General features: G+C 61.8%; 22 protein-coding genes. 13 read left to right on the forward strand and 9 right to left on the reverse strand.

Annotation, left to right across the window (positions count from 1 at the left end):
* Positions 1–43 precede the first annotated feature (43 nt).
* Positions 44–772 carry a TPM domain-containing protein gene (locus YA0848_RS36365; protein WP_034096342.1) on the reverse strand — a complete coding sequence of 243 codons (729 nt, stop codon included), beginning with the start codon at positions 770–772 and terminating at the stop codon, positions 44–46.
* 18 nt (positions 773–790) lie between these two features.
* Positions 791–1402, reverse strand: coding sequence for a LemA family protein (locus tag YA0848_RS04535; RefSeq protein WP_034096341.1), 612 nt, complete (start codon positions 1400–1402; stop codon positions 791–793).
* Between the two features lie 238 nt (positions 1403–1640).
* Between YA0848_RS04535 and bglX the strand changes: the two genes are divergently transcribed.
* Positions 1641–3932, forward strand: a complete 2292-nt coding sequence (gene bglX / locus YA0848_RS04540) for a beta-glucosidase BglX (RefSeq protein ID WP_034096340.1) — start codon at positions 1641–1643, stop codon at positions 3930–3932.
* 65 nt (positions 3933–3997) lie between these two features.
* Here bglX and YA0848_RS04545 read toward each other — a convergent pair whose 3' ends face one another.
* The 4 genes from YA0848_RS04545 to YA0848_RS04560 all read right to left on the reverse strand — a co-directional run bounded on the left by YA0848_RS04545 (position 3998) and on the right by YA0848_RS04560 (position 7302).
* A complete protein-coding gene (locus YA0848_RS04545; RefSeq protein WP_169903313.1) occupies positions 3998–5155 on the reverse strand; it encodes a phospholipase D-like domain-containing protein in 1158 nt (385 codons plus the stop codon).
* 1 nt (position 5156) lies between these two features.
* The gene (locus YA0848_RS04550; RefSeq protein WP_034096338.1) at positions 5157–5747 is read right to left on the reverse strand and encodes a YceI family protein; all 591 of its coding nucleotides are present in this window, start codon (positions 5745–5747) and stop codon (positions 5157–5159) included.
* Positions 5748–5917: 170 nt separating this feature from the next.
* Positions 5918–6232: a hypothetical protein gene (locus tag YA0848_RS04555; RefSeq protein ID WP_034096337.1), complete on the reverse strand. Its 315-nt coding sequence runs from the start codon at positions 6230–6232 to the stop codon at positions 5918–5920.
* Positions 6229–7302 carry a serine hydrolase domain-containing protein gene (locus YA0848_RS04560; RefSeq protein ID WP_040267540.1) on the reverse strand — a complete coding sequence of 358 codons (1074 nt, stop codon included), beginning with the start codon at positions 7300–7302 and terminating at the stop codon, positions 6229–6231. The genes YA0848_RS04555 and YA0848_RS04560 overlap by 4 nt, the downstream gene beginning before the upstream one ends.
* Positions 7303–7486: 184 nt before the next feature.
* Between YA0848_RS04560 and olsB the strand changes: the two genes are divergently transcribed.
* Both olsB and YA0848_RS04570 read left to right on the forward strand, forming a co-directional pair.
* The gene (olsB, locus tag YA0848_RS04565; RefSeq protein WP_034112338.1) at positions 7487–8242 is read left to right on the forward strand and encodes an L-ornithine N(alpha)-acyltransferase; all 756 of its coding nucleotides are present in this window, start codon (positions 7487–7489) and stop codon (positions 8240–8242) included.
* Positions 8242–9033 carry a lysophospholipid acyltransferase family protein gene (locus YA0848_RS04570; RefSeq protein WP_034096334.1) on the forward strand — a complete coding sequence of 264 codons (792 nt, stop codon included), beginning with the start codon at positions 8242–8244 and terminating at the stop codon, positions 9031–9033. The genes olsB and YA0848_RS04570 overlap by 1 nt, the downstream gene beginning before the upstream one ends.
* 34 nt (positions 9034–9067) lie before the next feature.
* On the opposite strand, the gene YA0848_RS04575 is transcribed toward YA0848_RS04570, so the two are convergent.
* Positions 9068–9652 (reverse strand): acyl carrier protein phosphodiesterase, encoded by a 585-nt coding sequence (locus YA0848_RS04575; RefSeq protein ID WP_099312665.1) that lies wholly within the window; start codon positions 9650–9652, stop codon positions 9068–9070.
* 155 nt (positions 9653–9807) lie between these two features.
* On the opposite strand from YA0848_RS04575, the gene YA0848_RS04580 reads away from it, so the two are divergent.
* From YA0848_RS04580 to YA0848_RS04590, 3 genes are read left to right on the forward strand one after another with little or no spacing between them, the layout of a single operon-like run.
* Positions 9808–10125 carry an ArsR/SmtB family transcription factor gene (locus tag YA0848_RS04580; RefSeq protein ID WP_034096332.1) on the forward strand — a complete coding sequence of 106 codons (318 nt, stop codon included), beginning with the start codon at positions 9808–9810 and terminating at the stop codon, positions 10123–10125.
* Between the two features lie 13 nt (positions 10126–10138).
* A complete protein-coding gene (locus YA0848_RS04585; protein ID WP_034096331.1) occupies positions 10139–11305 on the forward strand; it encodes an MFS transporter in 1167 nt (388 codons plus the stop codon).
* Positions 11306–11333: 28 nt separating this feature from the next.
* Positions 11334–12389: an alkene reductase gene (locus tag YA0848_RS04590; protein WP_169903314.1), complete on the forward strand. Its 1056-nt coding sequence runs from the start codon at positions 11334–11336 to the stop codon at positions 12387–12389.
* 284 nt (positions 12390–12673) lie between these two features.
* Here the strand turns inward: YA0848_RS04590 and YA0848_RS04595 are convergent, their stop codons facing one another.
* A complete protein-coding gene (locus YA0848_RS04595; RefSeq protein ID WP_034096329.1) occupies positions 12674–13306 on the reverse strand; it encodes a TetR family transcriptional regulator in 633 nt (210 codons plus the stop codon).
* Positions 13307–13592: 286 nt separating this feature from the next.
* Here YA0848_RS04595 and YA0848_RS04600 point away from each other — a divergent pair, with 286 nt between their 5' ends.
* The 7 genes from YA0848_RS04600 (at position 13593) to YA0848_RS04630 (ending at position 25420) form a co-directional block, all read left to right on the forward strand.
* Positions 13593–14738, forward strand: coding sequence for an efflux RND transporter periplasmic adaptor subunit (locus YA0848_RS04600; RefSeq protein WP_034096328.1), 1146 nt, complete (start codon positions 13593–13595; stop codon positions 14736–14738).
* A gap of 3 nt (positions 14739–14741) precedes the next feature.
* Complete coding sequence (locus tag YA0848_RS04605; RefSeq protein ID WP_034112334.1) at positions 14742–17903, forward strand: efflux RND transporter permease subunit; 3162 nt, start codon at positions 14742–14744, stop codon at positions 17901–17903.
* Positions 17900–19357: an AdeC/AdeK/OprM family multidrug efflux complex outer membrane factor gene (gene adeC / locus YA0848_RS04610; protein ID WP_034096326.1), complete on the forward strand. Its 1458-nt coding sequence runs from the start codon at positions 17900–17902 to the stop codon at positions 19355–19357. The genes YA0848_RS04605 and adeC overlap by 4 nt, the downstream gene beginning before the upstream one ends.
* A gap of 368 nt (positions 19358–19725) precedes the next feature.
* Complete coding sequence (locus YA0848_RS04615; protein ID WP_034096325.1) at positions 19726–21423, forward strand: molecular chaperone HscC; 1698 nt, start codon at positions 19726–19728, stop codon at positions 21421–21423.
* A gap of 11 nt (positions 21424–21434) precedes the next feature.
* A complete protein-coding gene (locus YA0848_RS04620; protein ID WP_169903315.1) occupies positions 21435–23048 on the forward strand; it encodes a J domain-containing protein in 1614 nt (537 codons plus the stop codon).
* 137 nt (positions 23049–23185) lie between these two features.
* Positions 23186–24436, forward strand: coding sequence for an OprD family porin (locus YA0848_RS04625; RefSeq protein ID WP_034112331.1), 1251 nt, complete (start codon positions 23186–23188; stop codon positions 24434–24436).
* An 84-nt stretch (positions 24437–24520) separates the two neighbouring features.
* The gene (locus YA0848_RS04630) at positions 24521–25420 is read left to right on the forward strand and encodes a polysaccharide deacetylase family protein (protein WP_034112329.1); all 900 of its coding nucleotides are present in this window, start codon (positions 24521–24523) and stop codon (positions 25418–25420) included.
* A gap of 20 nt (positions 25421–25440) precedes the next feature.
* Here the strand turns inward: YA0848_RS04630 and pcaC are convergent, their stop codons facing one another.
* Positions 25441–25836: a 4-carboxymuconolactone decarboxylase gene (gene pcaC, locus YA0848_RS04635; RefSeq protein ID WP_198731221.1), complete on the reverse strand. Its 396-nt coding sequence runs from the start codon at positions 25834–25836 to the stop codon at positions 25441–25443.
* Between the last annotated feature and the right edge of the window lie 8 nt (positions 25837–25844).

A 25844-nucleotide genomic window follows, 5' to 3' on the forward strand; every position in this document is an offset into this window, starting at 1 on the left:
CAGTAGTGCCATGGTTGTAGATGCTCTTTTCTCGTTATTGTCATTACCATCCGCCCGAGGCCCCGCCGCCGCCGAAGCCACCGCCGCCGCCTCGGAAACCACCGCCCCCTCCGCCGCCGCCACCGCCGCGTCCGCTGCTGCTGAGGATCGCCAACAGGATCGCGCCCACCGGCAGGCCCAAGCGATTGCACAGCCACAACACGCCGATCAGCAACACGAACAGGCCAATGGAGAGCCGCGGATTATCCTTGGCAAAGTTGCCATCCGCCACATGGGCCGGCACCGCCAGCGGTTCACCGCCGACCACTTGGATCATCGCAGCCACACCGTCGCTGATGCCCTGGCTGTACTGGCCGGCCTTGAACTTGGGCGCGATCACTTGGTTGATGATCACCCAGGACTGCGCATCGGTCAGTACACCTTCCAGGCCGTAACCGACTTCGATGCGCAACTTGCGCTCATCGCGGGCGACGATCAACAGCGCGCCGTTGTCCTTTCCCTTCTGGCCGATGCCCCACTGGCGCCCCAATTGATAACCGAAGTCCTCGATCGGCACGCCTTGCAGGTCAGGTACGGTGACCACCACGATCTGATCGCCGCTCTTCTGCTCCAGCGCCTGCAACTGCTGGGTCAACTGCGCGCGCACCGCCGGGTCGATCATTTGGGCGTTATCCACCACCCGCCCGGTCAGCGCCGGGAAGGTCAACGCCGCCTGGGCCACGCCCACGCAGGCCAACAGCCACAGCGCCAGGCCTATCCTTAATAAACGCATCGACACCTCAGTGCAGCCTTATTTGAACTTCACTTGCGGCGCTTTATCGGCATCGGCACTGGTGGCTTCGAACGTGGCGCGGATCGGCAAATCGCTGTACATCACGCTGTGCCACAGGCGGCCCGGGAAGGTGCGGATCTCAGTGTTGTACGCCTGCACGGCCTGGATAAAGTCGCGGCGCGCCACGGCGATGCGGTTTTCGGTGCCTTCCAGTTGAGATTGCAGGGCCAGGAAGTTCTGGTTGGCTTTCAGATCCGGGTAGCGTTCGGAGACCACCATCAAGCGATTGAGGGCGCCGCTCAAACCGTCCTGGGCCTGCTGGAACTGCTTGAGTTTTTCCGGGTTGTCCAGGGTGCTGGCATCGACCTGGATCGACGTGGCCTTGGCCCGCGCTTCGATCACGGCGGTCAGGGTGTCCTGCTCATGGGCGGCATAGCCCTTGACCACTTCCACCAGGTTGGGGATCAGGTCGGCACGACGTTGGTACTGGTTCTGCACTTGGCCCCAGGCTGCTTTGGCCTGCTCGTCCAGGGTGGGAATGTTGTTGATGCCGCAACCGCTCAGCACCGTGCTGATCAATAGCAGAGCCGCGGCCTTGAGGCCCCAGCGGTTAACCTGTGCTGCTTGCATGGTGTATCTCCTGCCCAAACTGGATGGAATTGGATGACCTGCCCTATAAACCGCGCGCTTGGGGCATAATCCGCCACCACTGGTACGCATCGAGCCAATCAGCTACAAAGATGCCCAGCGCGAATAAGAGTTCAGAGTGTGCTGCATTTATCTGAACAACGCCCGAACAACAATAGACGCTCCCCACATTTTGGCCGATCAGCGCAAGCGCTGTGCAGTGAGCCGAAAAAGGATATTCATGAAAAAGCTGTGTTTGCTCGGCCTTGTTGCCACTCTGGCCAGTCACCCCGTATGGGCAGAAACAAAGCCTGCTGCGCTTAAGGACAAGGACGCTTTCGTCAGCGACCTGCTCAAGCAGATGACCCTGGATGAGAAGATCGGCCAGTTGCGCCTGATCAGCATCGGTCCCGAAATGCCCCGCGAGCTGATCCGCAAGGAAATCGCCGCCGGCCGCATCGGCGGCACGTTCAACTCCATCACCCGCCCGGAAAACCGTCCGATGCAGGACGCGGCCATGCGCAGCCGCCTGAAGATCCCGATGTTCTTCGCCTACGACGTGATCCACGGCCACCGCACCATTTTCCCAATCAGCCTGGCCCTGGCCTCCAGCTGGGACATGGATGCCATCGGCCGCTCCGGGCGCATCGCCGCCCAGGAAGCCGCGGCCGACAGCCTCGACATTACCTTCGCGCCGATGGTCGACATCTCCCGCGACCCGCGCTGGGGCCGCACCTCCGAAGGCTTCGGCGAAGACACTTACCTGGTCTCGCGCATCGCCGAAGTGATGGTCAAGGCGTTCCAGGGCACCAGCCCGGCCAATGCCGACAGCCTTATGGCCAGCGTCAAGCACTTCGCCTTGTACGGCGCGGTGGAAGGCGGTCGCGACTACAACGTGGTCGACATGAGCCCGGTCAAGATGTACCAGGATTACCTGCCGCCCTACCACGCGGCGATCAAGGCCGGTTCCGGCGGTGTGATGGTGGCGCTCAACTCGATCAACGGCGTGCCCGCCACCGCCAACACCTGGCTGATGAACGACCTGCTACGCAAGGACTGGGGCTTCAAGGGCCTGACCGTCAGCGACCACGGCGCGATCTTCGAGCTGATCAAGCACGGCGTAGCCAAGGACGGGCGTGAAGCCGCGAAGCTGGCGATCAAGGCCGGCATCGACATGAGCATGAACGACTCGCTGTACGGCAAGGAACTGCCGGGGCTGCTCAAGTCCGGCGAGATCGAACAGAGCGACATCGACAACGCCGTGCGCGAAGTGCTCGGCGCCAAGTACGACATGGGCCTGTTCAAGGACCCGTACCTGCGCATCGGCAAGGCCGAGGACGACCCGGTCGACACCTATGCCGACAGCCGCCTGCACCGCGCCGAAGCGCGCGACATCGCCCGGCGCAGCCTGGTGCTGTTGAAGAACCACAACGACACCCTGCCCCTGAAGAAATCCGCCACCATCGCCCTGGTCGGCCCACTGGCCAAGGCGCCTATCGACATGATGGGCAGTTGGGCCGCCGCCGGCCGCCCGGCGCAATCGGTGACTCTGCAGGACGGCATCAACGCCGTGATCGGTGAAAAAGGCAAAGTGATCTACGCCCGCGGCGCCAACATCACCAACGACAAAGCCGTAGTCGATTACCTCAATTTCCTTAACTTCGATGCGCCGGAAGTGGTGGATGACAAGCGCTCGCCCCAGGCCATGATCGACGAGGCGGTCCAAGCGGCCAAGCAGGCCGACGTGATCGTCGCCGCAGTGGGCGAGTCCCGTGGCATGTCCCACGAGTCGTCGAGCCGCACCGACCTGAACATCCCGCAAAGCCAGCGCGACCTGATCAAGGCGCTCAAGGCCACCGGCAAACCGCTGGTCCTGGTGCTGATGAACGGCCGCCCGCTGTCGATCCTGGAAGAGAACCAACAGGCCGATGCGATTCTGGAAACCTGGTTCGCCGGCACCGAAGGCGGTAATGCAATTGCGGATGTGCTGTTCGGCGACTACAACCCGTCGGGCAAACTGCCGATCACTTTCCCACGTTCGGTGGGGCAGATTCCGACCTACTACAACCACCTGACCATCGGCCGCCCCTTCACACCGGGCAAACCGGGCAACTACACCTCGCAGTACTTCGATGACACCACCGGGCCGCTGTTTCCGTTTGGTTATGGCCTGAGCTACACCACGTTCAGCCTGTCGGACATGGCCCTGTCGTCCACCACCCTGAACAAGACCGGCAAGCTCGACGCCAGCGTCACCGTGAAAAACACCGGCAAGGTCGACGGCGAAACCGTGGTGCAGCTGTATATCCAGGACGTGGCCGGCTCGATGATCCGCCCGATCAAGGAGTTGAAGAACTTCCAGAAAGTCATGCTCAAGGCCGGTGAAGAGCGCACGCTGCACTTCACCATCACCGAAGACGACTTGAAGTTCTACAACACACAGCTCAAGTACGCCGCTGAACCGGGCGAGTTCAATGTGCAGATCGGCCTGGACTCTCAGGATGTACAGCAACAGAGCTTCGAACTGCTCTAAGCCTGACCCGGTCAAAAAATGTGGGAGGAGCTTGCCCCCTCCCACATTTGATCTCAGTGTTCTTGCTAGCCTCGCCGGTCCAGCAAGTTCACCACCAACCGATCTATCCACCCCCAGACACGCTGCTTGACCCGCCGCCACAATGGCCGTGCCTTCCACGCCTCCAGGCTCACCGCCTGGCTCTGGGCAAAGTCCCGCTCAAAACTCGCCACCACCGCCTGGGTCAGCTCGGGGTCCAGTGCTTCCAGATTGGCTTCCAAGTTGAAGCGCAGGTTCCAGTGGTCGAAGTTGCACGAGCCGATACTTACCCAGTCGTCCACCAGCACCATCTTCAGGTGCAGGAAGCACGGCTGGTATTCAAAGATCTGTACGCCTGAACGCAGCAAACGCGGGTAATACCGGTGCCCGGCGTAGCGCACGGACGGGTGATCGGTGCGCGGCCCGGTGAGCAGCAAACGCACGTCCACGCCGCGCCCCGCCGCTCGGCGCAAGGCACGCCGCACGCCCCAGGTCGGCAGGAAATAGGGAGTGGCCAGCCAGATGCGCTGGTGGCTGTTGTTCAGCGCGCGGATCAACGATTGCAGAATATCGCGGTGCTGGCGGGCGTCGGCGTACGCGACGCGGCCAAGCCCCGGCCCGCTGGCGGGCACTTTGGGCAGACGCGGCAAGCCAAAATGGGTCGCCGGTTTCCACGCGCGGCGCGCCGCGTTGGCGTGCCATTGGCGGTCGAACAATGCCTGCCAATCCAATACCAGCGGGCCGCTGATCTGCACCATCACTTCATGCCACTCGGCCGTGTCGTGGCCCGGTGTCCAGAACTCGTCCGTCACGCCCGTGCCACCCACCACCGCCACATGCTGGTCGATCAGCAACAGCTTGCGGTGGTCGCGGTACAGGTTGCGCATCCAGCGACGCCAGCTCAGGCGATTGTAAAAACGCAGCTCCACGCCCGCGTCGGTCAAGCGCTTGCGCAGCGACAGGGTAAACGCCAGGCTGCCGTAGTCATCGAACAGACACCGCACGCGCACACCGCGCTCGGCGGCAAGCACCAATGCGTGCACCATTGCCTCGGCGCACGCGCCGGCCTCTACCAGGTACAACTCCAGATCCACCTGCTGTTCGGCGCGGGCAATGCCCACCAGCATCTGCGGAAAAAACTGCGGGCCGTCGATCAACAACTCGAAACGGTTGGCGCTGCGCCATGGGAACACCGCGCCGCCCATGTCAGCGCGCCGTGAAGATCAGCACCGCACCCACCGGCACCGACAAACTGATGGACTTGAGCCCGGCCGCCTTGCGCAGCGCGGCCACCCCGGGCGCCAGGTCGAAATCCTCGGCGTGCAGCACCACCGGTTCCAGGGTCACCACCTGGAAGCGTCGGTCATCCAGGCGCGTAGCCAGCAGCTCGGCGCTGTAGGTCTGGGTCTTGCCATGCAAGGTCACACTCAGGGGCAGGCGCAACTCCAGTTGCGCGCCCGGGGCCAGATCATTGATGGGTTGCAGGTTGATCTGTGCGCTGATCAGCGCTTCGGGGAAGGTCTTGATCTCGAACAACTGATTGCGCATGCGTTCATCGCGCAGCGGAATGCCACTGTTGACCGACTCCAGCTCCACCTGCACCTGCGCCGCGCCCTTGTCGTCGACCTTGCCGTGCAAGACCAGGAAGCGCTGGACCTCGGCAATCTCGGTGTTTTTGGTGGTGACGAAAGACAGGCGCGAGGACTCGTTGTCCAGGTACCAGTCGGCGTGGGCGGGCACGGCAACAGCGGCCAGCAGGACAAAAGCCAGGGGTTTGATAAACGAAACGTCGAACATTAAGGACTCGCGGGGCGAAAAACCTGCACGAACCTTAAGCGCAATGTCACGAACGGCGCAAATCCAAATGTGGGAGTGGGCTTGCTCGCGAAAATGCGGTGAGCCTGTTGGCACATCTTTACTGACAGACAGCTTTGGCGGGCAAGCCCGCTCCCAAAGGGGATCTTGTGTCAGGGGTTCAGGCGACAGCCTTGGCGCTCCCCCAACCAACGCGCCGTATGGGTGCGCCCCAAGCCACTGGCCGTTACTTCGCTACGCAGCGGGTTATCGGTGAACGCGCTGGTCGGCACGTACTGTTTTACGTACCCCAGGCAATACGCCGCCGGGTTATTCGCGACATAGCGGCAGGAGCAATATTCCTTGGCGGTGTACGCCGCGATGATATCGGGGAAGGCTTGCAGGTTGACGCGCTCGTGCCAAACCCACCCCAACAGCGCGAGCAACAGCAGCAGAAACAGGCTGGTGAACGGACGACGACGGATCATGGTTGCACCGCCGCAAGTACGCGTTTGAGCAGTTCGTTGTGGCGGTAGCTGCCGTCGCGGTCGTCGCCGTAGCGCACGATCACCAGGCGCTGCTCGGGCATCACATACAGCGCCTGGCCCCAGTGGCCGAGGGCGGCGAAGGTGTCGGCGGGGGCATCGGGCCAGGGCCTTGGCGTGCCTTGATTAAGCCACCAATGGCCGCCGGGCGTGGCTTCGTCCTGGCCGGATTTGTAGTTATCGAACGCCTGGCGATTGAAGGCCACCCAGTCCCTGGGCAGCAGTTGCTGGTCCTTCCAACGCCCATCCCGCGCCATCAGTAGGCCGACCCGCGCAAGATCGCGCGCGGTGAGGTAGGCATAGGAGGAGGCAACAAAGGTTTCGTCGGCGTCGGTTTCCCAGGTGGCATTGCGAATACCCAGCGGTGTGAACAGCGCATCCCACGGGTAGCTCATGTACGCCTTGTGGCCAAGCATGCCTTTAAGAGCAGCGGATAAAAGATTGCTGTCGCCACTGGAATACCGAAACGCCCGCCCCGGTGCGCTGAAGGTGTCGCTGTTCGCGGCGAACTCGGCCATATCCGCGCGCCCGCGGGTGTAGAGCATCGCCACGACGGAGGATTTTAGCGGGGCGAATTCGTAGTCTTCCTGCCAGTCCAGGCCCGAGGCCCAGTGCAGCAGGTCGGCCATGGTCACCGTCGGGTGCTGCTTCATCGGCGGGTAGAAACGCGCCACCGGGTCGCTCAATTTGAAGCGATTGTCGCCATAAGCCACGCCCAGCACGCAGGCCATCAGGCTCTTGCTCACCGACCAAGTCAGGTGCGGCGTGCTGGCGCTGGTGGGCGCGGCGTAGCGTTCGTAAATAACTTTACCGTCGCGGATCACCAGTAAGGCATCGGTGCGAATGCCTTGGCGGGTGGCGTCGTCGCGCGGTGCAAAGGCATAGGCGTCCAGGGCTTCGAGCGCGGGGCCGGTGAGCGGCGTGCCCTTGGCCCATTCTTGGTCAGGCCAGGTCTCAGCATGGCCGTTAATAGTGATTAACAGCAGCACGGCGCACAACAGACCTTTGACCATAGACACGGACTCAACGGGGCATTCAAACCCGCGAGCCTAGCCCCGCTGGATGACAGATTGACGACACAGTGCCTGTCATCCAAGCGTCACCATAACTTCATGGAGATGACACCGGGCCTCCATAGCCTGAGTTTGGACAACAAAGTCGACCGGCCGAAACGTGGCCGGCACTCGGAGACTCGCCATGACTCAGATCGCCCGCATCAGCGACACCGGCAATGAACGCCGTCTGCAAGCCGAACGCCTGATCGGCGCCCAGGCTTTGCAGGAAGCCCAGGCCCTGCGGTTCAACGTATTCAGCGGCGAGTTCAATGCCAAGCTGAAAGGCGCGGAACATGGCCTGGACATGGATGATTATGATGTGCACTGCAGCCATATCGGCGTGCGGGACTTGAGCACCGGTCGTCTGGTAGCCACCACACGCTTGCTCGACCACCAGGCCGCCAGCACGCTGGGGCGGTTCTACAGTGAAGAAGAATTCAGCCTGCATGGCTTGCTCCATCTCAAAGGCCCGATCCTGGAGATTGGCCGCACCTGCGTCGACCCGGCCTATCGCAACGGCGGCACCATCGCCGTGTTGTGGGGGGAGTTGGCCGAAGTGCTCAACCAGGGCGGCTACAGCTATTTGATGGGTTGCGCGAGCATTCCCATGCACGACGGCGGCATCCAGGCACACGCGATCATGCAGCGTCTGCGCGAACGCTATCTGTGCAACGAGCACCTGCGCGCCGAGCCGAAAAAACCGCTGCCGGCCCTGGATCTGCCGTCCAACGTGATCGCCGAAATGCCGCCGCTGCTCAAGGCCTATATGCGCCTGGGGGCGAAGATCTGCGGCGAGCCGTGCTGGGATGAGGATTTCCAAGTGGCCGACGTATTTATCCTGCTCAAGCGCGACGAGTTGTGCCCACGCTATGCGCGCCATTTCAAGGCGGCCATGTGATGAGCCGCCTGCGCGTGTACGGGCGCATCGCCCGGGTGTTGCTGGTGGTGGCGCTGGGCTTGAGCATGGCCAGCGTGTTCGGTGTGTTCGAGCGGCTGGGCATCGCCAACTCGATGGTGCGGCGCCAACGCTGGTCGCGGTTTTTCATGGCGCGGCTGACCAACGCCCTACCCTTTCGCGTGACGGTACACGGTGAGTTGCCGACGCAGCCGATGCTGTGGGTGAGCAACCACGTGTCCTGGACCGACATTCCGCTGCTGGGCGCCGTGGCGCCGATGTCGTTCCTGTCCAAGGCCGAAGTGCGCACCTGGCCGGTGGCCGGCTGGCTGGCGGCCAAGGCTGGTAGCCTGTTTATCCGCCGGGGTTCGGGCGACAGCCAACTGATCCGCAAACAAATGACCCGCCACCTGGAACAACAGCACCCGCTGCTGATGTTCCCCGAAGGCACCACCACCGACGGTCGCAGCCTGCGCACCTTCCACGGGCGCCTGCTGGCCAGCGCCATCGATGCGGACGTGTCGCTGCAACCGGTGGCGATCCGTTACCTGCGTGACGGACAGGTCGATCCCCTGGCGCCGTTTATCGGCGATGACGACTTGCTCTCGCACCTGATGCGGTTGTTCGCCAATGACCAGGGCGATGTGGAAATTCATGTGCTCACACCGATTGCGTGCGCCGGGCAGGAACGCGCGGCGCTGGCTTACCAGGCGCAGCAGGCGGTGCAGAAGGTGTTGTTTGGGCCGGTGCCGGAGGTAGAACAAGTAGCGGCGCGACCAGCGTTCGCAGCTTGAGACAAATGTGGGAGGGGGCAAGCCCCCTTCACATTTAGTTTGATGTTGTCAGTTGAGACTGTGCGAACACCTGCAATTCAGGGTAGAAGCGCCGGAAGTCTTCACTCAACGGTTCATATAAAAGTCGCAACTCCTGCATCGCCTGCCCCAACTCCTCAGGCTGCGTCAGCCGCCGCGAAATCCCACGCAACACCTGCTCCATCACCGCAAAGTCGCGGTACGAGCCCAACCAATCATCGGCTGCCATAAACGGCGCAATCTGCGCCAACCGCCCGGGCAACTGCGGTTCGGCAGCCAATACGCGGTATACCTGCGAGGTGAAGTGCTCCAGCGGCTGGTCGGCATACAAGGTCCAATCCCGCGCCAGGCAGTGATCGAAGAACACGTCCAAAACAATCCCCGCATAGCGCCGACGGGTCAGGCTGAAGCGCGACAACGCCTGCCCCACCAACGGATGGCTGTCGGTGAAACGGTCGATCGAGCGATGCACCTGGATCGCCGCTTCGATGGATGGGCTGAACTGGCCCTGCAGACGCCCTTTGACGAAGTCGCCATACAGGCTGCCCAGCAGTTGCGCAGGAAGTTGGCCGCCCAGGTGCAGATGTGCGAGATAATTCATGGCGCGCAGTTTAGCACTGCCGCCAACGTATCGTTATAACCCGATATACCGATTTGAGATGATCTCAGAGCTAAATCGTATTGGCATATCGGGATATACCGATTTAAAGTTCGCCTCATCGCGATATAACGCTTTACGACACCGAGCACACTGCCATGTCCATCGACCTCGACGAAATAATAAAAGCCCTGGCGCACCCAGTACGGCGAGACATCCTCAACTGGCTCAAAGACCCAAAAGTGCAATTCCCCGAGCAATTGCACAACCACGAATACGGCATCTGTGCCGGGCAGATCGACCAGCGCTGCGGCTTGTCCCAGTCGACCGTGTCGGCGCACCTGGCCACCTTGCAACGGGCGGGTCTGATCAGCAGCCAGAAGGCCGGGCAGTGGCACTTTTTCAAACGCAATGAGGAAGCGATCCAAGCCTTCCTCACGGCGCTTATCACTGAACTCAGCGCTGAACCGCTGTAAAAAGGATCCGCAAATGCCCCTCTCGCTCCTCATCCTGGCCTTGAGCGCCTTCGCCATCGGCACCACCGAGTTCGTCATCATGGGTTTGCTGCCCGATGTGGCGGCGGACCTCGGTGTATCGATCCCTGGCGCCGGTTGGCTGGTCACCGGTTACGCCCTGGGCGTGGCCATTGGCGCGCCATTTATGGCACTGGCCACGGCCAAACTGCCACGCAAGGCAGCTCTGGTCGCGTTGATGGGGATCTTCATTATCGGCAACCTGCTCTGCGCACTGGCCAGCGACTACAACGTGCTGATGTTTGCCCGCGTGGTCACCGCACTGTGCCACGGCGCGTTCTTCGGCATTGGTTCGGTGGTGGCGGCCAACCTGGTGCCGGCCAACAAGCGGGCCTCGGCCGTAGCCCTGATGTTCACCGGTTTGACCCTGGCCAATGTCCTCGGCGTGCCCCTGGGCACCGCACTGGGCCAGCAAGCCGGCTGGCGCTCGACCTTCTGGGCCGTGACGGTGATCGGTGTGGTGGCGCTGATCGGGCTGATCCGCTTCTTGCCGGCCAAGCGCGATGAAGAAAAGCTCGACATGCGCGCCGAACTGGCCGCCCTCAAGGGTGCTGGTATCTGGCTGTCGCTGAGCATGACGGCGCTGTTCGCTGCGTCCATGTTCACCCTCTTCACCTATGTGGCGCCGCTGTTGGGCGATGTCACCGGAGTGTCGCCCAAAGGCGTGACCTGGACCCTGCTGCTGATCGGCCTGGGCCTGACCGTGGGCAACATCATCGGCGGCAAACTGGCGGATAAACGTCTGGCGGCCACGCTGATTGGCGTATTTATCAGCATGGCGGTGGTGTCCACCGCGCTGAGCTGGACCAGCGTCGCCGTGATCCCCACCGAAATCACCCTGTTCCTGTGGGCAACCGCCGCGTTCGCCGCCGTGCCGGCGCTGCAGATCAACGTGGTGACCTTCGGCAAGGCCGCTCCGAACCTGGTGTCCACCTTGAACATCGGCGCGTTCAACATCGGCAACGCCCTCGGTGCCTGGGTCGGTGGCAGCGTGATCGCTCATGGTTTCGGCCTGACCAGTGTGCCGCTGGCGGCCGCTGCCCTGGCGATCCTTGCCCTGCTGGTGACCTTGATAACGTTCCGTCAGAGCGGCGATGCCGACCTGGCCCCTGCGACCAACTGATCCAAGTAACTAGAGAAGGTATTGTGCGATGACGACTATTTTCGATCCGATCAAACTGGGTGACGTGGAGCTGTCGAACCGCATCATCATGGCCCCGCTGACCCGCTGCCGCGCCGACGCCGGTCGCGTACCCAACGCGCTGATGGCCGAGTACTACGTGCAGCGAGCGTCTGCCGGGCTGATCCTCAGCGAAGCCACTTCCGTCACACCGATGGGCGTGGGCTATCCGGACACCCCCGGTATCTGGTCCAACGACCAGGTGCGTGGCTGGGCCAACGTGACCAAGGCCGTACACGGCGCCGGCGGCAAGATTTTCCTGCAACTGTGGCATGTGGGGCGCATCTCCCACCCGTCGTACCTGAACGGCGAAACCCCAGTGGCCCCGAGTGCGATCCAACCCAAGGGCCACGTCAGCCTGGTGCGTCCGCTGGCCGACTACCCGACTCCGCGCGCCCTGGAAACCGCTGAAATCGCCGACATCGTCGACGCCTACCGTACCGGCGCCGAGAACGCCAAGGCCGCCGGTTTCGACGGTGTGGAAATCCACGGCGCCAACGGCTACCTGCTCGACCAATTCCTGCAGAGCAGCACCAACCAGCGCACCGACCAGTACGGCGGCTCCCTGGAAAACCGTGCACGCCTGCTGCTGGAAGTGACCGACGCGGCCATTGGAGTCTGGGGCGCCGGCCGCGTGGGCGTACACCTGGCACCCCGCGCCGACGCGCACGACATGGGCGATGCCAATCTGGCGGAAACCTTTACCTACGTGGCCACTGAGCTGGGCAAGCGCGGCATCGCGTTTATCTGCTCCCGTGAAAAAGAAGGCGCCGACAGCCTTGGCCCGCAACTGAAAAAAGCCTTCGGCGGCGCGTACATCGCCAATGAACGCTTCACCAAGGACAGCGCCAATGCGTGGCTGGCCGAGGGTAAAGCGGATGCGGTGGCGTTCGGCGTGCCTTTCATTGCCAACCCGGATCTTCCGGCTCGCCTGGAGGCCGATGCGCCGCTGAACGAAGCCCATCCGGAAACCTTCTACGGCAAAGGCCCGGTCGGTTATATCGACTATCCGACCCTGCCGCTGTAATCGCCTAAAACACAAACCAAATGTGGGAGGGGGCTTGTCCCCGATAGCGGTGGGTCGGCTATAAGCTGCCCATCACTCGCTATCGGGGGCACGCCCCCTCTCACTTTGCCCAGGTAACATTCCTTCACAGCATTGCAACAAAACCCCTACAAAATACTTAGGCGGCTACCTATCAAGCGCCGGCCAGCCCGTATATAAAGTCACCCCACGAATAAGTCAGAAGGACGATTGACCGTCCTTAGGCTTTACTGTTGACACAACTGGACGCAATTACGCATTTTGTCTCAATTGCGCAGGCTGGGGCTCAAGCGCAGCATGTCCAGCCCGGCCTCTACCCAGCGTTCGGCTTCCTGCTGCAATTGAAAGCTGTCGGGTACCAGCAACCATTGGCCGATCAGCCCGTTGATGTACGCATGGAGGCACACGGCTCCCCGCGTGGTGTCGAGGTTTTCCGGTAGCTGCCCGCGATGGACCGCGTTACGCAGCGTCAGGCCGATACGCAGGTTGCATTCCAGGCTGTGGGTTTGACGCTGACGACGCATGTCGCACATTTCGTCGGTGAATTCGCACTTATGAAACAAGATCTCATTGATGCGTCGGGTTTTCGGATCCAGGGCCACTTGATGGAACAAACGAATCAGCAGCTTGCGCATGCAGCCCAGCGGGTCGAGTTCATCCTCGCTTTCACTGGCCCGCGCCAACTCGTCCAGTGGCTCGTGCAGCGTATCGAGCAGGGCCTGGAGCAAGTCGGACTTATTGCTGAAATGCCAATAGATAGCGCCGCGCGTCACGCCGGCCAACGTGGCGATGTCTGCCAGCGTGGTGCGCGCAACGCCGCGCTCGTAAAAGGCTTGCTCGGCGGCATCGAGAATCTGGCTGCGCGTTTCCTGAGCTTCCTCTTTGGTGCGACGAACCATGGCAGTAAAACCTCAATCAGAACACGTGGGACTATCGTTAACGCAGTGTTAATAGATGTTAACGATCATCTGAATAATTGTGGGACGACGCCGTCATGGGCACCGAACGTACTAAAATCGAGGCTTTGGACATTGCTTTGTCAACAATCCGCAAAGCCTGTCAAGAGTTTACAAACAACCATGAACGTAAGTATATTGCGTAGCAAGCTACTTATCTACTCGCGGCTTGTTTTTTACCCTTCCACACTTCTTGTGCGCACCCTGCGCGCCTGACCCGAGGATCTTCATGCAACTTAAGCCAGCTGTTACCGCTCTGGTCACTGCCGTCGCCCTGGCATCGCTGCTCAGCGGATGTAAAAAGGAAGAAGCGGCTCCGCCCGCTCAAACCCCTCTGGTCGGCGTCGTCACTCTGCAACCGCAAGCCTTTACCTTGACGTCCGAACTGCCAGGCCGCACCACGGCCTTCCGCATCGCGGAAGTTCGCCCGCAGGTCAATGGCATCATTCTCAAGCGCCTGTTCAAGGAAGGCGCGGACGTGAAGGAAGGCCAGCAGCTTTATCAGATCGACCCGTCGGTCTATGAAGCCACCCTGAAAAGCGCCCAGGCCAGCCTGAGCCAGACCAAATCCATCAGCGACCGCTACAAGCAGTTGGTGGATGAGCAGGCCGTGAGCCGTCAGGAATACGACACTGCCGTCGCCAATCGCATGACCGCCGAAGCAAACGTTCAAACCGCCCAGATCAACGTGCGCTACACCAAAGTGTTCGCGCCGATCTCCGGGCGTATCGGCCGTTCTTCGGTGACCGAAGGCGCACTGGTCAGCAATGGCCAGGCCGATGCCATGGCCGTGATCCAACAACTGGACCCGATCTACGTCGACGTGACTCAGTCTTCAGCCGAAATGCTGAAACTGCGCCGCGACCTGGAAAGCGGCCAACTGGAGAAAGCCGGGGCCAATGCCGCCAAGGTCAAGCTGACCCTGGAAGACGGTAGCGACTATAAGCACGACGGCAAACTGGAATTTTCCGAAGTGTCGGTCGATCAGACCACCGGTTCCGTGACCCTGCGCGCCGTGTTCCCCAACCCCGATCACACCCTGTTGCCGGGCATGTTCGTGCACGCCCAACTGCAAGCCGGTGTGAACAGCAAGGCGATCCTGGCCCCGCAGCAAGGCGTGACCCGCGATCTCAAAGGCACTCCTACGGCGTTGATCGTCAACGCGGACAACAAGGTCGAGCAACGCGAGCTGGTGGCCAACCGTACCGCCGGCGCCTACTGGCTGGTGGAAAAAGGCTTGAACGCCGGTGACCGTGTGATCACCGAAGGCTTGCAGTACGTCAAGCCGGGCGCCGAGGTCAAGGTCAAGGACGCGGACAACGCCAAGCCCGCCGGTACCGCTGCTCCTGCTGCCGCTGCTGGCAAAGGGGAGTAACCCATGTCGAAATTTTTTATCGACCGTCCCATTTTCGCCTGGGTGATTGCCCTGGTGATCATGCTGGTCGGGGCACTCTCGATCCTGAAGTTGCCCATCAACCAATACCCGGCCATCGCGCCGACCGCCATCGATATCCAGGTGACCTACCCAGGCGCGTCCGCACAAACCGTGCAGGACACCGTGGTGCAGGTGATCGAGCAACAGCTCAACGGTATCGACAACCTGCGGTATGTGTCCTCGGACAGTAACTCCGACGGCAGCATGACCATCACCGTAACGTTCAACCAGGGTACCAACCCCGACATCGCCCAGGTGCAGGTGCAGAACAAGCTGAACCTGGCCACCCCGCTGCTGCCGCAAGAAGTGCAGCAACAGGGTATCCGCGTGACCAAGTCGGTGAAGAACTTCCTGATGGTGATCGGTCTGGTGTCCGAAGACGGCAGCATGACCAAGGACGACCTGTCCAACTACATCGTGTCCAACATCCAGGACCCGATCTCGCGGACAGCCGGCGTGGGTGACTTCCAGGTGTTCGGTTCCCAGTACGCCATGCGTATCTGGCTCGACCCGGCCAAGCTGAACAACTACCAGTTGACCCCGGTCGACGTCAGCACCGCCATCGCCGCACAGAACGTACAGGTGGCCACCGGCCAATTGGGCGGCTTGCCTGCCCTGCCCGGCACCCAGCTGAACGCCACCATCATCGGTAAGACACGCCTGCAAACCGCCGAGCAGTTCGGCAACATCCTGATGAAGGTCAACACCGACGGCTCCCAAGTTCGCCTCAAGGACGTCGCGCGCATCGAGCTGGGTGGCCAGACCTACAGCATCAGCGCGCAGTTCAACGGCAAGCCGGCCTCCGGTATGGCGATCAAACTGGCATCCGGCGCCAACGCCCTGGATACCGCCAAGGCTATCCGCGCCACCGTGGCGTCCCTGGAACCGTTCTTCCCGCCTGGCATGAAAGCGGTGGTGCCGTATGACACCACCCCAGTAGTGACCGAATCGATCTCCGGTGTAGTGCACACCCTGGTCGAAGCGATCGTGCTGGTGTTCCTGGTGATGTTCCTGTTCCTGCAAAACTTCCGCGCCACCATCATCACCACCATGACCGTACCGGTGGTATTGCTGGGTACGTTCGGCATCCTGGCGGCGTTCGGTTTCACCATCAACACCCTGACCATGTTCGGCATGATCCTGGCCATCGGCCTGCTGGTGGACGACGCCATCGTGGTGGTAGAAAACGTCGAGCGGGTGATGGCCGAGGAACACCTGTCGCCTAAAGAAGCGACGGTCAAATCCATGACCCAGATCCAGGGCGCCCTGGTAGGTATTGCCCTGGTACTGTCGGCGGTACTGTTGCCGATGGCGTTCTTCGGTGGTTCCACCGGGGTGATCTACAAACAGTTCTCCATCACCATCGTTTCGGCCATGGCGCTGTCGGTACTGGTTGCCCTGATCTTCACCCCGGCGCTGTGCGCCACCATGCTCAAGCCGATCGATCCCGAGAAGCATGGCCAACCCAAGCGTGGTTTCTTCGGCTGGTTCAACCGCACCTTCGACCGTAGCGTAGTGAGCTACGAGCGCGGCGTGGGCAACATGATCAAGCACAAGATCCCGGCGTTCCTGGTGTACCTGCTGATCTTCGCCGGCATGATCTGGCTGTTCATGCGCATCCCGGCGGCGTTTCTGCCAGACGAAGACCAGGGCGTGATCTTTGCCCAGGTGCAGACACCGGTCGGTTCCACCGCTGAACGTACGCAGAAAGTCATCGACGACATGCGGATCTTCCTGCTCAACGATAAAGAAGGTGAGCCGGGCGAAGGCAAAGGCGTTAAATCGGTGTTTACCGTGAACGGCTTCAACTTCGCCGGTCGTGGCCAAAGCTCCGGCCTGGCGTTCGTGATGCTCAAGCCGTGGGACGAGCGTGATGCGTCCACCTCGGTGTTCGAGATCGCCAAGCGCGCCCAGGGTTACTTCATGCAGACGTTCCAGGACGCCATGGTGTTCGCCATCGTGCCGCCTTCGGTACTGGAATTGGGTAACGCCACCGGTTTCGACGTGTTCCTGCAAGACCAGGGCGGTGTCGGTCATGAGAAGTTGATGGCCGCGCGCAACCAGTTCCTGGGTATGGCGGCACAGAGCAAGATCCTGGCCGGTGTGCGCCCCAACGGCGTGAACGATGAGCCGCAATACGAACTCACCGTTGACGACGAGAAGGCCAGCGCCCAGGGCATCTCCCTGGCCAACATCAACCAGACCCTGGCGATTGCCCTGGGTGGCAGCTACGTCAACGACTTCATCGACCGTGGTCGCGTGAAGAAAGTGTACGTGCAAGGTGAAGCCGCCAGCCGCATGTCTCCAGAAGACCTGAACAAGTGGTACGTGCGCAGCGACTCAGGGAAGATGGTGCCGTTGTCGGCCATCGCCACCGGCAAGTGGATCTACGGTTCGCCGAAGCTCTCGCGTTACAACGGCGTGGCCGCGATGGAAATCCTCGGCACTCCGGCACCGGGTTACAGCACTGGTGAAGCGATGGCCGAAGTGGAACGCATCGCCAAGCAACTGCCGGCGGGCGTGGGCTATGCCTGGACGGGTCTGTCGTATGAAGAGCGCTTGTCCGGGTCCCAGGCTCCGGCGTTGTATGCGCTGTCGCTGCTGGTGGTGTTCCTGTGCCTTGCGGCACTGTACGAGAGCTGGTCGATCCCGATTGCGGTGGTGTTGGTAGTGCCCCTGGGCGTGGTGGGTGCGTTGATCGCCACCAGCATGCGCGGGCTGTCCAACGACGTGTTCTTCCAGGTGGGCCTGTTGGTCACGGTGGGTCTGGCGGCGAAAAACGCCATCCTTATCGTGGAGTTCGCCAAAGAGCTTCACGAACAGGGTAAAGGCATCGTCGAGTCGGCTATCGAAGCGTCTCGCATGCGTCTGCGGCCGATCATCATGACCTCCATGGCGTTCATCCTCGGCGTACTGCCCCTGGCGATCTCCTCGGGCGCCGGTTCAGGCAGCCAGCACGCCATCGGTACCGGCGTCATTGGCGGCATGATCACCGCCACTGTCCTGGCGATCTTCTGGGTGCCGCTGTTCTTCGCTACCGTGTCGGCCATCGGCAACCGCAAAGAACCCGAAACCAAGCAAACTTCTAACGAGGCTGGCCAATGAGCAAGTCGCTACTTTCCCTAGCCGTCACAGCCTTCGTGCTCAGTGGCTGCTCGCTGATCCCTGACTACCAGCGCCCCGACGCGCCGGTAGCAGCGCAGTACCCGCAGGGGCCGGCGTATTCGTCGGCCCAGGCGCCGGGTCAGGCTGCCGCCGAGCAAGGCTGGAAGCAGTTTTTCCATGACCCTACCCTGCAACAGCTGATCCAGACCGCACTGGTGAACAACCGCGACCTGCGTGTCGCGGCCCTGAACATCGATGCCTACGCTGCGCAGTACAACATCCAGCGCGCCGACCTGTTCCCGGCCGTTTCGGCCACGGGCAGCGGTGAGCGCTCGCGCACCCCGGCTCGCCTGTCGCAGACCGGCGAATCGAGGATCGCCAGCCAGTACTCGGTCGGACTCGGGATCAGCTCCTACGAGCTGGACCTGTTCGGTCGCGTGCGCAGCCTGAGTGAAGAAGCCCTGCAAAAGTACTTCGCCACCGAAGAAGCGCGGCGCAGCACTCAGATCAGTCTGGTGGCCAGTGTGGCAAACGCCTATCTGACCTGGCAGGCCGATAAGGAACTGCTCAAGCTGACCCAAGACACCCTCGCCGCGTTCGAGCAGAGCTACAAGCTGACTTCGCGTAGTAACGAAGTCGGCGTGGCCTCGGCCCTGGACCTCAGCCAGGCGCGCACCTCGGTGGAAAACGCCCGGGTGTCCCTGGCCCGCTACACTCGCCAGGTGGCCCAGGACGAAAACAACCTGACCCTGCTGCTGGGCACCGGCCTGCCGGCCAATCTGGCCAGCCAGCCGCTGTCGGATGACCTGCTCAGCGAAGTGCCGGCCGGCTTGCCGTCGGACCTGCTGCAACGTCGCCCCGACATTGTGCAGGCCGAGTACAACCTCAAGGCCGCCAACGCCAATATCGGCGCAGCCCGTGCGGCGTTCTTCCCAAGCATCAGCCTGACCGCCAGCGCCGGCACCGCCAGCCCGAACCTGGGCGGCTTGTTCAAAGGCGGCTCGGGCACCTGGTCGTTCGCGCCGCAGATCAACATCCCGATCTTCAACGCCGGCAGCCTGCGCGCCAGCCTGGACTACTCGAAGATCCAGAAAGAGATCAACGTGGCGAACTACGAGAAGGCGATTCAGACCGGCTTCCAGGAAGTCTCCGACGGCCTCGCCGCGCGGGCGACCTACAAGCAGCAATTGGAAGCCCAACGCGGTTTCGTCGAGGCCAACCAGGATTACTACCGCCTGGCTGAGCGTCGCTACCGCATCGGTGTGGACAGCAACCTGACGTTCCTCGATGCACAGCGCCAACTGTTCAGCGCGCAACAATCGCTGATCACCGACCGCCTCGCGCAGTTGACCAGCGAGGTCAACCTGTACAAGGCCCTCGGCGGTGGCTGGAACGAGCAGACTGCAAAGAATGAACCGCTGAAAGAAGAAGCGCCGGCGTTCAAGGCGTTCTGATAACGCCGTCGTCAAGAAAAACGCCTCCCTGACAGGAGGCGTTTTTTTATGCGCGTTTATCTCTGTATCTGCCCGGACGTTAAGATCTCTCCTATATCTTTTCCGAAGCTCATGAGTTTTCCTCCCTCGCGTGCTTCAACATCTACTGTGACCACCCCCAACTACGCCCTGAAAAGTCCGTGTTCGACTGTCAACCCTGACAGTAGACACCCCAGTGGTGAAACGTAAGGTTGAAAGGTTGAGCAGCCCGTTCGCGACGACAAACACCGCCAGCCCGCTCGGGTCAGCGGCCACCGTCTTGCTTTGCGTTCAGCCTTTCGGGAAAATTGGTTACAGATTCTTACAGACCACAGAGGGAGCTTGTCGTAATGATCGTAGGAATCGACCTGGGGACGACCAACAGTCTCGCAGCGGTCTGGCGCGGTGATGCCGCCGAATTGGTGCCCAATGCCCTTGGCCAATTGCTCACCCCGAGCGTAGTCGGGCTGGATGATCAGGGGCGCGTGCTGGTCGGTCAGGCCGCCAAGGAGCGCCTGCACACTCACCCGCACCTGACTACGTCGCTGTTCAAGCGCTACATGGGCAGCGCCACCGAAGTGCGCCTGGGCGACCGTTCGTTCCGCCCGGAAGAACTCTCGGCACTGGTGCTCAAAAGCCTGAAAGAAGACATCGAGCGCACCTACGGCCACACCGTCACCGAAGCCGTGATCAGCGTGCCCGCGTACTTCAGTGACGGCCAACGCAAAGCCACGCGCATTGCCGGTGAGCTGGCCGGGCTCAACGTTGAAAAGCTGATCAACGAACCCACCGCCGCCGCCCTCGCCTACGGCCTGCATCAACGCGACAAAGAAACCTCGTTCCTGGTGTTCGATCTCGGTGGCGGCACGTTTGACGTGTCGATTATCGAGCTGTTCGAGGGGGTCATGGAAGTGCGCGCCAGCGCCGGCGACAATTTCTTGGGCGGCGAAGATTTCGACACGCTGCTGCTGGAGCATTTCGTCGACAGCCAGCGCAACGCCCAAGGCTTTCCGCCCACCAGCAGCGTGCTGCACGCCCTGCGCCGCGAGGCCGAGCGCGTACGCAAGGCATTGGGCCAAGATGACAGCGCCGATTTCACCCTGCGCGTCGATGGCCAGCAGTGGGTCAAAACCATCACTCAAGCGGAGCTGGCCAAGCTCTACACGCCGCTGTTGGAGCGCCTGCGCGCGCCAATCGAGCGCGCCCTGCGCGATGCGCGCATTCGTGTCAGTGACCTGGATGAAATTCTGCTGGTGGGCGGCACCACGCGCATGCCGCTGGTACGCAAACTCGCCGCCGGGCTGTTCGGGCGTTTTCCCTCCATCAGCCTCGACCCCGACCAAGTGGTGGCCCACGGCGCCGCAATCCAGGCCGCGCTCAAAGCGCGTTCCGCCGCGCTGGAAGAAGTAGTGCTGACCGACGTGTGCCCCTACACCCTGGGCATCGAAACCTCGAACCAATACGGCGGCCATATCGAAAGCGGCCACTACCTGCCCCTGATCGAACGCAACAGCAGCGTGCCGGTGAGCCGGGTCAAAAGTGTGGTCACCCTGCACGATGACCAGAGCCGCGTGCTGCTGAAGATCTATCAAGGCGAAAGCCGCTTGGTGAAAGACAACATCGAACTGGGCCAACTGGAAATCGCCGTGCCCAAGCGCAAGGCCGGTGAAGTCTCCCTGGACGTACGCTTTACCTACGACAATAACGGCTTGCTGGAAGCCCAGGTAAATATCCCGCTCACCGGCGAGCAACATTCCCTGGTGATCGAAAACAACCCAGGTGTGCTCAGCCCGCAGGAAATCCAGCAACGCCTGCAAGCCCTGGCGCTACTGAAGATTCATCCGCGTGACCAGCAGGTCAACACCGTTCTGACCGCGCGCCTTGAACGGCTCTATCAGGAAAGCCTGGGTGAGCTGCGCGAACAACTCGGGCATTGGGCCGCTCAGTTCCAGCAGGTGCTCGACACCCAGGACGAACGCCGCATCCGCGAAGCCCGCAGCGAACTGACCCGGCAACTGGAGCAGCTCGATAACGGCTTTTGGCGCTGAGGAAAGATCACATGGATTGTTGGACCGTACTGCAGCTGCCGGAAGATGCCGACGAGCGCACCATCAAACGCAGCTATGCGCGGCTGCTCAAAAGCTGCCGCCCGGATGAAGACGCCGCCGGCTTCCAGCGCCTGCGCGAGGCCTATGAAGAAGCGCTGAGCGAAGCGCGCTGGCGCGTGGACAACGACGAGCAGGTGGCCGTCGAGGCACCGCCGGCCGAAGCGGCCCCCGGCAATCTCAGCGACCTGGCCGAACTGATGGACGTGCGCCCCCTCAGCCCGGCGCCGTTCGACGCCCCCGCGCCAGACCCAGCCGAGGCGCTGATCTGCGGCCTCAATGCCCATAACCTCGATGAACGCTGGGCGCAGGCTCGGCAACAGGGTTGTGCCGACGCGTTCCAGGCCGGCCTGTTGCGCCATTGTTTCAATGCCCCCGGCGAACGCAGCGCCATCGCCCAATGGGCCGCGCAGCACCTGGAATGGCTGACGCCGTGGCAGCAGGTAGCGATGACCCCTTGGCAATACGAGGCGCTGACCGGCGAACTGCTGCAGGACTATCGCCGCACCTTGCAAGAACTGCTGGAGCAACAGGCCGAGCGCGAGTTCATCAGCCAATTGACGCAGTACAACAGCCAAGCCTGGTTACAGGTATTCGACTTGCAGCAGCAGTGGCAACGCATCGTTCTGCAATTGCTGCATGACACCCAATGGAGCGTGCCGCTGTTCGAACGGGTGTGCCAGACATTTGGTTGGGACGATCAGAAAGGGGTGTACCCCGAACCGGCGTGGATGTGGCGCCAGTTGGTGTCGCGTTGTGAGCAGGAGAGTTTCTTCACTCATCTGCAAGAAAAAGCCCAGGACACCCGACGCAACTCCGCCGACGCTCTGGCCGCGCGCTTATTGCTGACGCCGATGTCCACCACTCAACAAAAACGCATCATCGACACCTTCGGCGAAAACGAATGGAACGCCTGCCAGCACCTGGCCGAGACCCTGACCTGGCGTTATCCGCAACTGATCGAGCGGCTGCCTCAGCCTGACCTATTCTTCTGGCGCAAATTCGTGCCACGGCCGATCTACACCCAAGTGTTTATCCGGTTGTGGGCCGTGTTCGCCCTGGGTATCGGCCTCAGCATCGCCCACTCCAGGCCCGACAAGCTGGACTTGATGTCGGTGTCGATCTTTATGTTCATGGCACTGGTGCCGGCCGGTATCGGTTTTCGCGTCACACAGTTTTGGGCCGGGATGAGTTCGACCTACAGAGTGCTGGACTTGTGGCTGAGCCAGCGCTTGATCCCCAAGCGACTCAACCCCAACGACTATTGGCTGGTGATCCGCCACGGCGTGCCGCAAGCGATCATGCTGGTGGCCTGCGCCTTGATGCTCGGCATCCTCGGAGCGTTCACCTATGCCGGCATGGTGCTGATCAACCTGCTGCACAAAAAACGCATCGGTCATATGAGCCAACGCTTCAGCGAAGGCTACCCGTGGCTCAACGGCCTGCATTGGGCGTTCTGGAGCCCATGGCAAGCGGTGTTCCTGGTGGTGATGGTGGCAGTGATCGTCGCGGCCCAGCATTACCTGCCGGCGTTCCCCTGGACCCACATCGACCTGCCCAAACGCTGAGCCTGCCGGGCCTGCGCGCCCGGCAACTTGCGTTCGATCATCGCCCACAACCCGCCCTCCCCCGATTGAACCGCCCTCGCATCGCCGCGCACCATGGCCGCCACCTGCATAACCCCAATAACAACAGGTTCGATACCATGAGCACTTTCCATCCGCGCCGGCTGTTGCTGGCCACCGCTGTCGCCAGTCTTGCCTTGCCTGCCGTCGCCGAAGACCACGGTTTTTTCGAAGACGCCAGCGCCAACCTCAACCTGCGTAATTTCTTCTTCAACCGTAACTTCACCAACCCGAGCAAAACCCAGGGTGGCGCCCAGGAGTGGACGCAGAGTTTTATTCTCGACGCCAAATCCGGTTTCACTCAGGGCACGGTGGGGTTCGGCGTGGATGTACTAGGGCTGTATTCGCTCAAGCTCGACGGCGGACGCGGCACCGGCGGCACGCAGTTGTTGCCGTTGGATCACGACGGCCGCCCGGCGGATGACTTCGGGCGTTTGGGCGTGGCGTTCAAGGCACGGCTGTCCAAGACCGAGCTGAAGGTGGGCGAGTGGATGCCGGTGCTGCCGATCCTGCGCGCCGACGATGGCCGCTCCCTGCCGCAAACCTTGCGCGGTGGGCAGATCACATCCAAGGAAATCGAGGGCCTGACCCTCTACGGCGGCCAATTCCGCGCTAATAGCCCCCGCGACGACAGCAGTCTGTCGGACATGTCGATGGTGGGCAAAACGGCCTTCACCTCGGACCGCTTCAACTTCCAGGGCGCCGAATACGTATTCAACGACAAGCGCACCCAGATCGGCCTGTGGAACGCCCAACTCAAGGACATTTACCGCCAACAGTTCGTCAACCTGATCCACAGCCAGCCCGTGGGCGACTGGACCTTGGGCGCTAACCTCGGGTTCTTCTATGGCAAAGAAGACGGCAGCGCCCGCGCGGGCGAGTTGGACAATAAAACCTGGTCCGGCCTGCTCTCGGCCAAATACGGCGGCAACACGTTCTATGTGGGCCTGCAAAAGCTCAGCGGCGACAGCGCGTGGATGCGCGTCAACGGCACCAGCGGCGGCACCTTGGCCAACGACAGCTACAACTCAAGCTACGACAATGCCCAGGAGAAATCCTGGCAAGTGCGCCACGACTACAACTTCGCCGCCCTCGGCGTGCCGGGCCTGACCCTGATGAACCGCTATATCAGCGGCAGCAATGTGCACAGCGGCACCGTCACCGATGGCAAGGAATGGGGGCGCGAAAGCGAAGTGGGCTACACGGTGCAAAGCGGCGCGGCGAAGAACCTGACGGTTCGCTGGCGCAATTCCAGCATGCGCCGCGACTACAGCAACAACGAGTTCGATGAAAACCGACTGATCGTCAGTTACCCGATCAGTCTGCTGTAAACCGGCGCGGCACTTGCTGTATGGTGCGCGCCTGCCGCTGCTGATCCGCCCAGCAGCGGCCTCTTTGCCGAGCCCGTGCCCACCATGAAACCCTTTGCTTTCGCCGCTGCCGTGCTTGCCCTGGCCTTGAGCCTCGGCGGCTGCATCAGCGCGCCAATCCCCTTGACGCCCCAGACCGAACAACGCCTGCAAGCCCAGGCGCCGATCCGCTTTCTGTTGACCTTCGATGACGGTCCCAGTGCTTCGGGCTATAACAACCCGACCCGCTCGGTGATCGCCGACCTGGCACACAACCCGGTGCTGCCGGGCATCAAGGCCGTGTTCTTTTTACAGACCGAATCCGCGCGCTCAGGCGGCAGTTCACGGGGACGCAAGACCATGGAACGCGAGTACGCCGGCGGGCATGTGCTGGCGTTTCACACCGCCACCACCTTCCACACCAATCACCGCTGGCTCAACGATGCCGAACTGGAGCGCACTCTCACCCAGGGTGCGGCCGATATTGCCGCCATCACCGGCGCACCGCCGCGCCTGGTGCGCCCACCGTTCTGGAACTACGACCGCCGCACTTTTGCTGCCTATCAGCGCCACGGCATGCAGGTACTGCTCACGGACCTGAGCGCCAATGACGGCAAGATCTGGGGTTTCAATGCCAGCCCACGCCGCCGCGCCAATCTGTATCGGCAACTGTCGGTGGTGCGCGAGCGCATCGCCCTCGGCGAATTGCCCACGGTGGACGGCGTGATCCCGGTGGTGGTGACCTTCCACGACATCAACCGCTACACCGCGCGGCACCTGCAGGAGTACTTGCAGATCCTGTTGGACAGCGCCCGCATCAACGGCATGAAAACCGCCGCAGAGCCTTTCTACACCGACCACCCAGCACTGGAACGCGCCGCCCTGGCCCGTACGGTCAAGGACGTGAATGACACCGTACACCTGCCGGGCGTGTGGAATTGGGTGTGGGATGCGGACTCCCACTGACCCCGTGCGGCGAGCGAATTTCAACCTTGGCGGGATTCAACGCCCAGCTCATCCCACACCGATTCGGCCAGGTGAAAGGTGGCATTCGCCGCCGGAATCCCGCAGTAGATAGCGCTCTGCATCAGCACCTCCTTGATCTCGGCGCGAGTCACGCCGTTGCTGGCGGCGGCGCGCAGGTGCAGCTTGAGTTCTTCGCTGCGGTTCATGCCGATCAGCATGGCGATGGTGATCAGGCTGCGGGTGTGCCTGGGCAAGCCCGGTCGGGTCCAGATATCGCCCCAGGCATGACGGGTGATCATCTCCTGGAACTCGCTGTTGAATTCGGTCAACGTGTTGAGGCTGCGGTCGACATGGGCATCGCCCAGCACTTCACGACGCACTTGCAGGCCGTCGGCGTAACGTTGTTTCTCGTCCACGAAAAGCT

Origin of the sequence: Pseudomonas sp. S4_EA_1b, assembly GCF_016307435.1 — a bacterium.
In the GTDB taxonomy this organism is placed as follows: domain Bacteria; phylum Pseudomonadota; class Gammaproteobacteria; order Pseudomonadales; family Pseudomonadaceae; genus Aquipseudomonas; species Aquipseudomonas rhodesiae.

Coding starts and splice junctions, on each gene's coding strand:
- YA0848_RS36365 (WP_034096342.1), bottom strand. CDS start 772: ATGCGTTTATTAAGGATAGGCCTGGCGCTGTGGCTGTTGGCCTGCGTG.
- YA0848_RS04535 (WP_034096341.1), bottom strand. CDS start 1,402: ATGCAAGCAGCACAGGTTAACCGCTGGGGCCTCAAGGCCGCGGCTCTG.
- bglX (WP_034096340.1), top strand. CDS start 1,641: ATGAAAAAGCTGTGTTTGCTCGGCCTTGTTGCCACTCTGGCCAGTCAC.
- YA0848_RS04545 (WP_169903313.1), bottom strand. CDS start 5,155: ATGGGCGGCGCGGTGTTCCCATGGCGCAGCGCCAACCGTTTCGAGTTG.
- YA0848_RS04550 (WP_034096338.1), bottom strand. CDS start 5,747: ATGTTCGACGTTTCGTTTATCAAACCCCTGGCTTTTGTCCTGCTGGCC.
- YA0848_RS04555 (WP_034096337.1), bottom strand. CDS start 6,232: ATGATCCGTCGTCGTCCGTTCACCAGCCTGTTTCTGCTGCTGTTGCTC.
- YA0848_RS04560 (WP_040267540.1), bottom strand. CDS start 7,302: ATGGTCAAAGGTCTGTTGTGCGCCGTGCTGCTGTTAATCACTATTAAC.
- olsB (WP_034112338.1), top strand. CDS start 7,487: ATGACTCAGATCGCCCGCATCAGCGACACCGGCAATGAACGCCGTCTG.
- YA0848_RS04570 (WP_034096334.1), top strand. CDS start 8,242: ATGAGCCGCCTGCGCGTGTACGGGCGCATCGCCCGGGTGTTGCTGGTG.
- YA0848_RS04575 (WP_099312665.1), bottom strand. CDS start 9,652: ATGAATTATCTCGCACATCTGCACCTGGGCGGCCAACTTCCTGCGCAA.
- YA0848_RS04580 (WP_034096332.1), top strand. CDS start 9,808: ATGTCCATCGACCTCGACGAAATAATAAAAGCCCTGGCGCACCCAGTA.
- YA0848_RS04585 (WP_034096331.1), top strand. CDS start 10,139: ATGCCCCTCTCGCTCCTCATCCTGGCCTTGAGCGCCTTCGCCATCGGC.
- YA0848_RS04590 (WP_169903314.1), top strand. CDS start 11,334: ATGACGACTATTTTCGATCCGATCAAACTGGGTGACGTGGAGCTGTCG.
- YA0848_RS04595 (WP_034096329.1), bottom strand. CDS start 13,306: ATGGTTCGTCGCACCAAAGAGGAAGCTCAGGAAACGCGCAGCCAGATT.
- YA0848_RS04600 (WP_034096328.1), top strand. CDS start 13,593: ATGCAACTTAAGCCAGCTGTTACCGCTCTGGTCACTGCCGTCGCCCTG.
- YA0848_RS04605 (WP_034112334.1), top strand. CDS start 14,742: ATGTCGAAATTTTTTATCGACCGTCCCATTTTCGCCTGGGTGATTGCC.
- adeC (WP_034096326.1), top strand. CDS start 17,900: ATGAGCAAGTCGCTACTTTCCCTAGCCGTCACAGCCTTCGTGCTCAGT.
- YA0848_RS04615 (WP_034096325.1), top strand. CDS start 19,726: ATGATCGTAGGAATCGACCTGGGGACGACCAACAGTCTCGCAGCGGTC.
- YA0848_RS04620 (WP_169903315.1), top strand. CDS start 21,435: ATGGATTGTTGGACCGTACTGCAGCTGCCGGAAGATGCCGACGAGCGC.
- YA0848_RS04625 (WP_034112331.1), top strand. CDS start 23,186: ATGAGCACTTTCCATCCGCGCCGGCTGTTGCTGGCCACCGCTGTCGCC.
- YA0848_RS04630 (WP_034112329.1), top strand. CDS start 24,521: ATGAAACCCTTTGCTTTCGCCGCTGCCGTGCTTGCCCTGGCCTTGAGC.